General features: G+C 61.8%; 12 protein-coding genes. 6 read left to right on the plus strand and 6 right to left on the minus strand.

Annotated features, from left to right (window positions below; translation table 11 throughout):
• Window positions 1-72 precede the first annotated feature (72 nt).
• Complete coding sequence (locus PMI31_RS29280) at window positions 73-747, plus strand: DUF3313 domain-containing protein (protein ID WP_043302747.1); 675 nt, start codon at window positions 73-75, stop codon at window positions 745-747.
• A gap of 133 nt (window positions 748-880) precedes the next feature.
• Here the strand turns inward: PMI31_RS29280 and PMI31_RS29285 are convergent, their stop codons facing one another.
• The gene (locus tag PMI31_RS29285; RefSeq protein ID WP_008023808.1) at window positions 881-1,606 is read right to left on the minus strand and encodes a tellurite resistance TerB family protein; all 726 of its coding nucleotides are present in this window, start codon (window positions 1,604-1,606) and stop codon (window positions 881-883) included.
• Window positions 1,607-1,864: 258 nt separating this feature from the next.
• Between PMI31_RS29285 and pcsA the strand changes: the two genes are divergently transcribed.
• Together pcsA and PMI31_RS29295 are read left to right on the plus strand one after the other, a co-directional pair.
• Complete coding sequence (pcsA, locus tag PMI31_RS29290) at window positions 1,865-2,587, plus strand: phosphatidylcholine synthase (RefSeq protein ID WP_008023809.1); 723 nt, start codon at window positions 1,865-1,867, stop codon at window positions 2,585-2,587.
• Window positions 2,588-2,589: 2 nt separating this feature from the next.
• A complete protein-coding gene (locus tag PMI31_RS29295) occupies window positions 2,590-2,976 on the plus strand; it encodes a DUF488 domain-containing protein (protein WP_008023810.1) in 387 nt (128 codons plus the stop codon).
• A 126-nt stretch (window positions 2,977-3,102) separates the two neighbouring features.
• Here the strand turns inward: PMI31_RS29295 and PMI31_RS29300 are convergent, their stop codons facing one another.
• Window positions 3,103-3,915 carry a class I SAM-dependent methyltransferase gene (locus PMI31_RS29300; RefSeq protein ID WP_008023811.1) on the minus strand — a complete coding sequence of 271 codons (813 nt, stop codon included), beginning with the start codon at window positions 3,913-3,915 and terminating at the stop codon, window positions 3,103-3,105.
• Between the two features lie 45 nt (window positions 3,916-3,960).
• Window positions 3,961-4,230, minus strand: a complete 270-nt coding sequence (locus PMI31_RS29305; RefSeq protein WP_008023813.1) for a DUF4242 domain-containing protein — start codon at window positions 4,228-4,230, stop codon at window positions 3,961-3,963.
• A gap of 179 nt (window positions 4,231-4,409) precedes the next feature.
• Between PMI31_RS29305 and PMI31_RS29310 the strand changes: the two genes are divergently transcribed.
• Complete coding sequence (locus PMI31_RS29310) at window positions 4,410-5,402, plus strand: AraC family transcriptional regulator (RefSeq protein ID WP_008023815.1); 993 nt, start codon at window positions 4,410-4,412, stop codon at window positions 5,400-5,402.
• A gap of 9 nt (window positions 5,403-5,411) precedes the next feature.
• Here PMI31_RS29310 and PMI31_RS29315 read toward each other — a convergent pair whose 3' ends face one another.
• The 3 genes from PMI31_RS29315 to PMI31_RS29325 form a co-directional block, all read right to left on the minus strand.
• Complete coding sequence (locus PMI31_RS29315) at window positions 5,412-6,629, minus strand: cytochrome c biogenesis protein DipZ (RefSeq protein ID WP_008023816.1); 1,218 nt, start codon at window positions 6,627-6,629, stop codon at window positions 5,412-5,414.
• A 147-nt stretch (window positions 6,630-6,776) separates the two neighbouring features.
• A complete protein-coding gene (locus PMI31_RS29320) occupies window positions 6,777-7,031 on the minus strand; it encodes a hypothetical protein (protein WP_008023818.1) in 255 nt (84 codons plus the stop codon).
• Between the two features lie 48 nt (window positions 7,032-7,079).
• Window positions 7,080-7,343 carry a DUF2790 domain-containing protein gene (locus tag PMI31_RS29325; RefSeq protein WP_008023820.1) on the minus strand — a complete coding sequence of 88 codons (264 nt, stop codon included), beginning with the start codon at window positions 7,341-7,343 and terminating at the stop codon, window positions 7,080-7,082.
• 306 nt (window positions 7,344-7,649) lie between these two features.
• On the opposite strand from PMI31_RS29325, the gene PMI31_RS29330 reads away from it, so the two are divergent.
• A complete protein-coding gene (locus tag PMI31_RS29330; RefSeq protein ID WP_008023822.1) occupies window positions 7,650-8,390 on the plus strand; it encodes a response regulator in 741 nt (246 codons plus the stop codon).
• Window positions 8,387-9,697, plus strand: a complete 1,311-nt coding sequence (locus PMI31_RS29335) for an ATP-binding protein (RefSeq protein ID WP_008023824.1) — start codon at window positions 8,387-8,389, stop codon at window positions 9,695-9,697. The genes PMI31_RS29330 and PMI31_RS29335 overlap by 4 nt, the downstream gene beginning before the upstream one ends.
• The last annotated feature ends 152 nt before the right edge of the window (window positions 9,698-9,849 follow it).

Here is a 9,849-nt window from a genome sequence, read left to right on the forward strand (position 1 = left end):
GAACATGACCTGGCGATTCTGATGCACTGCAAACGAAAGAACGACGATTTCATCCAAGGAGTAAACACCACTATGAATCTGTCCCGAAAACTGCTGGTCGGCGCTGCGCTGGCAAGTCTGCTGCTAGGCGGTTGCACCTCGAAAGTGACTGAGAAGGCGCAATACTCAGGTTTCCTGTCCAACTACAACAACCTGCAGGAAGTCCAGACGCCGAGCGGTGGAACCGCGATGCGCTGGGTCAGCCCTTCGTGGAACCCGAATGCTTATGACACCGTGGTGTTCAACAAACTGGAGCTGTACCCGGCGCCCAAACCCAATGAGCGGGTCAACCAGCAGACGCTGGCCGACATTCAGAACTACATGACCAGCAAGGCCAAGGCCACGCTGGGTCAGAAGTACCGCGTAGTGTCTAACTCCTCCGCCGCACCGGCAGGTTCCCGGTCCCTGATCATGCGTGCGGCGATCACCGGGGTAAGCGCCGAGAACGAAGGCATGAAGTGGTATGAAGTGGTCCCCATCGCGGCCGTAGTCGGAGCAACCCAGGCCGCCACCGGTCACCGTGACCAGGAAACCATCCTGTTCATCGAAGCCGAGTTCATCGACGCGAAGAGCAACCAGACCGTGGCCAAAGTGGTACGCAAGGTATTTGGCACCGCCCTGGAGAACGAGAGCCAGAAGGTTACCGCCAAGGACTTCAAAGCGGCGATCGACAAAATGGGTACCGACTTCCAGGCGTTCCTCAAGTAACACGCTCTTGTGGCGAGGGAGCAGGTTCCCTCGCCATATGGAGTTCGCTACGAGTTGTTTTTGATCCCCCCACCGATGCATCTCGGCAGTGATTGCCTGCTCGCGAAGTTTTGCTTATGACGGACACACCCCGTCAGGCAGTACCCCTGGCCTGTTGCTCCAGATGCACTTGCAGCTCCGGCTCGATCTGCAACGCCGCGGCCAGTTCATCCAGATAGTTGCGCTCGGCGTCCTGCTGATCGTCCACCAGCATCACGCTGGCCAGGTACATTTCCGAGGCCATGCCAGGGTCGGTGGCCGACTGTGCCACTTCACTGGCGTCCAGTGGCTTGGCAACCTCATCGTCCAGCCATTGCTGCAATTGCGGATCGTCGGTATGACGCCCGATTTCAGTGCTGATCATCTGCTTCTCGGCGTCATCGATCCGGCCATCGGCCTTGGCCGCGGCAATCAAGGCCCGCAGGATCGCATGGCTGTGTTCCTCGACTTGCGGGCCGGCCAGCAAGTCCACGGTCCGTGGCGCTTCTTGCGGTGCCGACGCCTGACTGCGCTGCCAGGCCTGGTACGCCTGGAACGCCATCATGCCGAGGGACGCCAGTGCCGCGTAATTGGCGCCGCCAGTGGAGCGGCCTTGCGGAGCACCGCCCATCGGCGAACCGCCGCCAAGCAAACCACCGAGCAAACCGCCCAACCCTGCGCCAGCGCCGCCAGCACCCGCACCTGCGCCACCGCCCAACAACCCGCCGAGCAATCCACCGAGGTCGCCGAGCCCGCCCTGGGCCGAGGCGCCGCCGCTCTGTTGCGCCATCGAACCCTGGCCGGCGCGCAATAATTGTTCGAGCAGATCGCTGGTGTTCATGACGCTTGTCCTCTTTGGAAGGGGTTTTCCAGTCAGGCAACGATAGACCTCGCAGGCGAATGTGCCAGCACCGTTGGGCCGACGTACCCGTGCCACCGCGGATTTGTCCGGGGTGTTTTTTTGCGGCGCAGCTAAGATTCATAGGTGGTGAACCTTATTCCCGAATACCCGGTCGATACCTGCAACCCGACCCGCTTTGCCACCGCCCCCGTTCGCGGGGTGACAACTGGCTTGCTTCATTCACTGGAGAACGCCCCCGTGATCTCAACCCTGCACATTGCCAGACTCAAAGCATGGGGCGCCCATGGTTTCACTGCCACTGGCGTGGTCACCGCTTTCCTCGCCACCCTGTCGCTGCTGGATAACCAGCCGACCCATTGCCTGCTGTGGCTGGGTGTCGCCCTGATCGTCGACGGACTGGACGGTGCGCTGGCGCGCAAGGTCAACGTGCAGTCAGTATTGCCGAGCTTCGATGGCTCGATACTTGACCTGGTGATCGATTACCTGACGTATGTGTTTATCCCGGCGCTGTTCATCTATCGCTACATCCCCTTGCCGAACTACACCTTGCTACTGAGCGTGTCGCTGATTCTGGTGTCGTCGCTGTTCTGCTTCTGCAACGTCAACATGAAGAGCAAGGACAACTACTTCCAGGGGTTCCCCGCCGCCTGGAACGTGGTTGCCCTGTGCCTGTACATCATCGCCCCGTCGCCGTGGATCACCCTCATTACGATCATTGGCCTGGCCCTGCTGACCGTGACCCGGATGAAGTTCCTGCACCCGTTTCGGGTGCGCCGGTTCATGCCGATCAACATTGCGGTGACGGCCATCTGGCTGCTCTGCAGCTTGTCGCTGGTGCTCAACCATCCGCTGATCAACCCGTTGGTGATGGGGCTGTGGCTGCTGATGTCGGCGTACTTCCTGGGCATCTGCTTCTGGCGCACCGCGCTGGAGTGGTTCGACGAATCGCGGCTCAAGTAGCCATGCCGGTCCATATCGTTCAACTCGGATCACCCCGTCGCCCCGACGAAGGATTGCGCCTGGGCACGGTTCGCCGCCCTCCCCGTGGCGTACCGAAAGCCGAATTCGCCCCTCGGGATTTTTATGATGTCTGGCAACCGCTGCTGTCGCCCAGTGCGGAGTTGGTGGCCGAGGCCAAGGTTGCGCAGGATGCCAAGGCCTGGGAGGTGTTCAGACGCAAGTTCAAGGCCGAGATGAACCAGCCCGCGGCCAGCCAGATGCTCGACCTGCTGGCCGCGCTGTCCCACCAGACGTCACTGGCCGTGGGCTGTTATTGCGAGGATGAAGCGCATTGTCATCGGTCGGTGTTGCGCGAGTTGCTGGCGGCACGTGGTGCGGAGGTCATTTAGCGGGCATTGACACTGGCCCTTTGTAGGAGCGGGCTTGCTCGCGAATGCGGTGTATCAGCCACAGAAACTGCGACTGGAAGACCATCGCGAGCGAGCTCGCTCCTACACGGGGTTATGCATGGCCACTCAACGCCGTGTAATCACCACCTCCAGGTATTCACTCGGCACCACCAGCGACCGGTCACCCGCCCGGTTCATCCGGTTGATCAGCTCGGTCAGGTCCGTCTCCAGGGCCTTGGCGCCGTCGACGGGCAGTGCGGCGAAGGCCTTGTGCATCGGCCCGTACCAGTTGCGAAAGGTGTCGATGAAATGCGCCGCCGAGCGATAGCGGAAATTGAACGTGCGGCGCGTCACCTGGAGCAGGAATTTCCGTTCTTCAAAATGCTCGTGCAACCAGGCTTCGGTGCCCCAGCGCGAGGGCGGATTCGCACCCGGCGGAGGTGGCAGGTGCTGGCCCAGGGTCTTGAACATCTGGCCGACGAAGCCTTCCGGGGTCCAGTTGGCCAGGCCGATCCGCCCGCCCGGGCGACAAACCCGCGCCAGTTCTGCGGCGGCTTTGGGCTGGTCCGGCGTGAACATCACACCGAAGGTCGACAGCACGGCATCAAAACTGCCGTCAGCAAAGGGCAAGGCTTCGGCATCGGCGACCTGGAAGGAAACGTTCAGGCGTTCTGCCCGGGCCCGTTCTTCGCCGCGTTCGAGCAAGGCCGCGACATAGTCGGTGGACGTCACCTGGCAGCCACGGCGCGCCGCAGCGAGGGTTGCGTTGCCGTTGCCGGCGGCAACGTCGAGCACGCGCTCATCGCACAACAGGTCGCAGGCTTCGGCCAGTTGCTCGCCGACAATTTGCAGGGTGGTGCCGATCACGGCGTAGTCGCCGCTGGCCCAGGAGGCCATCTGGCGGTTTTTCAAGGCAGTCAGATCAATGGGTGTACTCATGGAGACGGTCTCTGGGTTGAAACACGAATCGGGCCTGGCAGGCATTCACTCCGCCGTTGTCGGATCGATGATGTTCATGACCTGGGAAATGCGGTTGGCGGGGAAACCACTGATTCTGGCGTGCTCCTGGATCTGCGCCTCGCTCGGCGCTATATACACGCAGTAGAGCTTGTCACCGGTGACATAGCTCTGCAGCCACTGCACCTCTGGCAACTCACGCAACGCCCGGCAGGACTTTTGCGAAGCAGCTTTCAAATCCCTTTCCGACAAAGCTCCGGCGCCCTGGATCTCGCGTTCAATCACGAACTTCGGCATGGCAACCTCTCTTTTCTTGTTCTGGGTGGCAGGGCCGGTATTGACCCCGTAGACAAACTATCGTCCTGACGGGCGTTGGCGTCCTGCCCGATCGTCGGCCAAGCCTGCCCGATCGTCCGGAGATTCCACGTTACGCGCCGAGGCGTTCACAATCAGAAATCCTTCCACGGGAAACCCCAATGGACGCCCTGTCACAGACCCTGCGTGTCGTGCACCTGGTCGGCGCGATCTTCATCAACGCCCGGTTCACCGCGCCCTGGTGCTACCAGTCGCCCAGTGCCGACACGGCGGCGCCGTTTCTGGAGCCCGATGCAGAACGGGTGGTGATCTTTCACCTGATCACCGAGGGCGAGTGCTACGTCGAACTGGGCGATGACCCGCCGCTGCTGCTGAGCGCGGGCGACGTGGTGATCTTCCCCCAAGGCGACGCCCATCGCATGTGCTCCCGACCGGGATTGCCCCCGGCCACGGGTGCACGACTGGATGCGGTGCTGGCGCGCCGGCCTCGGCAGTTGAGTTATGGCGGCGGTGGTGCGGTCACCCGCCTGGTGTGCGGCTACCTGGCGTGCGACACGCGGCTGGCGGGCATGTTGCTCAAGGGATTGCCGGCCGTGGTGCGGGTCAATGTGCGCGGTTCGAGTGCCGGTGTCTGGCTGGAGTCCTCCGTGCGCTATGCCCTCGCCGAAGCCCGCTCGCCCCGCCCCGGCGGCGAAGGGGTATTGGCCAAACTCGCCGAAGTGCTGTTCATCGAAGTGCTGCGCCTGTACATGAACGAACAGGGCGAAGGCCGTACCGGCTGGCTAGCCGGCGTGCGTGACCGCATCGTCGGTGCCGCCCTCAACGCCTTGCACAAAAAACCCTGCCACGCCTGGACGCTGGACGAACTGGCACGCACCGCCAGCACTTCAAGATCGGTGTTGGCCGAACGCTTCCAGCAGTTGGTGGGGATGTCACCGATGCAGTACCTGACGCAATGGCGCATGTTGCTCGCCGCCAATCTGTTACGCAGCAGCAACAGCTCATTGACGCGGATCGCCGAAGAAGTCGGCTACCAGACCGATACCGCTTTCAGCCGGGCCTTCCGTCGTGAGTTTGGTGCACCGCCGGCGGCGTGGCGGCGCGGTCAGGAGAAAAAAACCATGGCCCACGAGGCAAGACCTGTGAGCCATTGATCGATCGGATTACGCCTTTGGCGCGCTGGCCCTGGCCTCCTCCAGCAACTGCTGGATCATTTTTTCCTGAGTGTCGTAGCTGCCTTCACCGAAGTGGGTGTAACGCACCTGCCCCTTGGCATCGATCAGGTAGTGCGCCGGCCAGTACTGGTTGTCGAAGTTGCGCCAGATCGCGTAGTTGTTGTCGATCGCCACCGGGTAGGTGATGCCGTATTCCTTCACCTTGGCCTTGACGTTGTCGATGATGCGTTCAAAGCCGTATTCGGGCGTGTGCACGCCGATCACCACCAGGCCGTCCTTTTCATATTTCTTCGCCCAGTCCTTCACGTACGGCAAGGTGTGCTTGCAGTTGATGCAGTCGAAGGTCCAGAAATCCACCAGCACCACTTTGCCTTTCAGGGCTTCGTTGGTCAGTGCAGGCGAGTTGAGCCAGTCCACTGCGCCGGACAGCGACGGCATCGCACCCTGAGCATTGTCCATGGCGCTGTCGGCCTTGACCTTGCTGACCAGGTAATCGACGACTTTCGGCACGGTTTCCAGCACGCCTTTCTCGACGCGGCTGACACCTTCGGATGAGGTGTTGGCCAGCAGCAGGTCATTGGCCCCCGTTGCAATCACCGCCGCACCGGCCAGCACTGCAACCCCGGCGCCGCGACGCAACCAGCCGGTGACCGGAATCGACGGCTTCAAGCGATTGACCAGGCCGCGACCGGCAAAGATCAAGGTCCCCAGGGACAGCGCACTGCCTGCGCCATAGGCCACCAACAACAAACTGGTGCCGGCGTTCGCGCCTTGCAGCATGGCGCTGGTGAGAATCACCCCGAGGATCGGCCCGGCGCAGGGTGCCCAGAGCAGCCCGGTGGCGACACCGATCATGATCGAAGCCAGCGGCCCGGACATCTTGCGCGAGTCCGGGTCGATGCGATTGCCCAGCAACACGAAGGGACGGGCCAGCCAGTCACCGACCCGGGCGGAGATCAGCGACAGGGCGAACAGCACCATCACCGCCAGCGCAACGTGGCGGCCGGTGTTGCTGGCCTGAATCACCCACTCGCTGCTGACCACGGCCAGACTGGAGACCAGGGCAAAGGTCAGGACCATGCCGCCGAGGGTGAGCAGGATCGAGGAACGTTTGCGGTCAGCTCCGGCGAACAGGAACGGCACGACCGGCAGGATGCAGGGGCTGAGGACGGTCAATATGCCGCCCAGGAAAGCGATGAGTAACATGGGATCACCTGATACAGGTTAAAGGGCGACACATCATTACCGTAGGAGCTGGCTTGCCAGCGAAGGCGGCCTTGCGGGTGACATCTCTATCGAATGTGCCGACGTCTTCGCTGGCAAGCCAGCTCCTACAGTGGATTGGGGGTGTTCTCAAGCGGTCTGCTCATCCAGCAAATGCCCCTGAGGCGTGCGGCTGGTGCCGTTCTCGGCGAGCATCTGCCCTTGCGGCGTACGGCTGGAACCGTCTTGCGCCAGGAAGCCCTGGGTGCCCTTCTCGGCTACCGGCGTGAGCTGGAAGCAGGTGTTGCTGGCACAGGCGCTTTGCTCGACGGCGGCATTGGCATGGGCTGCCGCACCGGCGACGGAAAAGGCGATGGCGGTCAGGTAGCGGGAAAAGTTGTTCATGATGTCCTTCCTGTTTCAAATGGATTAAGCGGTTGTTGATCGCAACACTCAGTTTTCCGAGTTGCAGTTGTCGGCGAATTTGCGGTAATCCAGCACCTGGGTTTTGGACTGCGCGTCGAGGTACGTCAGCCGCGCATTCACCACGCCGCAGGAAGGGGTAGTGTCCTCGGTCAGCGACACCACTTTCCTGATGTCAAGTTGGGTGCCGTAGGTGTAGGTTTTGGGAGCGACATCGGCTTCGGCACGGGCCGACAAGGTGCAGATGTTCAGTGCGGCAAACAGGCAGGCGGCGTAGATGGCTTTGGTATTCATGGTGGATTCCTCTAGGTTTCAACAGGTCAACTGTGCGTTGGGCCGAGGCGCTCTGCTTTGCCTCGATGGAACCTATTAAAAGCCTGCGAGGTATCTCGTCTGTGTCGGGAATCGGCGAGAATCAATCGGTACGTATCAGAACGGTGCCTGGATACAAAGCAATACAAAACCGCTGGAAATCGGCTTTTTTGCCTTCGTGTGTATCCGCAGGCAGGCCGGATACACTGCAATACAAAGGGCGGCAGGCGCGCCCGCCGAGGCTCGATAGACTGTGTGGCAATCCCCATTCATCAGAGGTTTGGCCCAATGGATCACGTTGATCACATCCTCATCGTTGACGATGACCGCGAAATCCGCGAGCTGGTAGGCAACTACCTGAAGAAGAACGGCCTGCGCACCACCGTCGTGGCGGATGGACGGCAGATGCGCGCTTTTCTGGAAACCACCCCGGTGGACCTGATCGTGCTGGACATCATGATGCCGGGGGACGATGGCCTGCTGCTGTGTCGTGAATTGCGCGCCGGCAAACACAAGGCCACGCCGGTGCTGATGCTCACCGCCCGCAACGATGAAACCGACCGCATCCTCGGCCTGGAAATGGGCGCCGACGACTACCTGGTCAAGCCGTTCGCTGCCCGTGAACTGCTGGCGCGGATCAACGCCGTGCTGCGGCGCACCCGCATGCTGCCGCCGAACCTGGTGGTGACCGAAGCCAGCCGCCTGTTGGCCTTCGGCCGCTGGCGCCTGGACACCTCGGCGCGTCACCTGCTCGATGCAGACGGCACCATGGTCGCCCTGAGCGGTGCCGAGTATCGATTGCTGCGGGTATTTCTCGATCATCCGCAACGGGTGCTCAACCGTGATCAATTGCTCAACCTGACCCAGGGCCGCGACGCCGACCTGTTCGACCGCTCCATCGATCTGCTGGTCAGTCGCCTGCGCCAGCGCCTGCTGGATGACGCCCGCGAACCGGCCTACATCAAGACCGTGCGCAGCGAAGGCTATGTGTTTTCCCTGCCGGTGGAAATCCTGGGCGATCAATCATGACGCAGGCGTTGCATTGGCCGCGCACCCTGGCCTCGCGGCTGTCGCTGATTTTCCTGATCGGCCTGATCCTCGCCCAGGCGCTGTCCTTCGGCGCGCAATATTACGAGCGCTACGAATCCTCGAAAAACACCATGCTCGGCAATCTGGAAACCGACGTTTCCACGTCCATTGCCATCCTCGACCGCTTGCCCGCCAATGAGCGGGCCGGCTGGCTGCAACAACTGGAACGACACAATTACAGTTACCTGCTCAATGAGGGCTCGCCGGGCACGCCCATCCGCACCGACATGCCCGATGCGCCCATCGCCATCGCCTCGATCAAGGACGCCATCGGCCACGATTACCCGATGACCTTTACCGACATCCCCGGGCCGAACAAACATTTTCAAGTGCACTTGAACCTGGCCGATGGCAGCCCGCTGACCATCGACGTCCGCCCGGCGATGGTCCCGTTGTCGCCCTGGCTGCCCATCGTGTTGCTCGGGCAACTGGCGCTGATGCTTGCCTGCTCCTGGTTGGCGGTGAGAATCGCCATCCGCCCCCTCACCCGCCTCGCCGACGCTGTCGAGAACCTTGACCCCAATGCCCACCCAGTGCTCCTGAACGAAAAAGGCCCGACCGAAGTCGCACATGCCGCCAGAGCCTTCAACTCGATGCAGGCACGCATCGCGGCGTACCTGAAGGAACGCATGCAATTGCTCGCGGCGATCTCCCACGACCTGCAAACCCCGATCACCCGCATGAAACTGCGTGCCGAGTTCATGGACGACTCCAGCGAAAAAGACAAACTGTGGAACGACCTGGGCGAGATGGAACACCTGGTACGCGAAGGCGTGGCCTACGCCCGCAGCATCCACGGCGCCACCGAAGAAAGCCGCCGCACCGACCTCGACTCGTTCCTCGACAGTCTGGTGTTCGACTACCAGGACATGGGCAAGGACGTTCAGCTCACAGGCAAGAGTGCAGCCGTCATCGACACCCGCCCCCACGCCTTGCGCCGGGTGCTGGTCAACCTGACGGACAATGCGCTGAAGTTTGCCGGTGCTGCCGAGTTGCGGGTGGAAAAACAGGCCGATGGCAACCTGTCGATCAAAATCCTCGACCGCGGCCCGGGGATCGCCGAAGAGGAACTGAAACAAGTGATGGAACCGTTCTACCGCGTGGAAAACTCCCGCAACCGCAGCACCGGCGGCACCGGATTGGGGTTGGCGATTGCCCAGCAACTCGCGATCGCGATTGGCGGGTCGTTGACCTTGAGCAATCGTGAAGGCGGCGGGTTGTGTGCGGAGCTGAGGTTGCCGGGCTAGCTGTAAGGAAGTGGTTGGCTGGCAGGGCGGCTTCGTGAGCAAGCCGGCTTGCGATGGCGGGGTGTTGGGCGACGTGTCTTTTACCGGTGTACATATCCGTTTCTGCGGTCACGGCCACTTAGGGTTCCGCCCTGACGGCGGGTTACTTGGAA

It is taken from the genome of Pseudomonas sp. GM55 (assembly GCF_000282395.1).
Lineage (GTDB): Bacteria > Pseudomonadota > Gammaproteobacteria > Pseudomonadales > Pseudomonadaceae > Aquipseudomonas > Aquipseudomonas fluorescens_CC.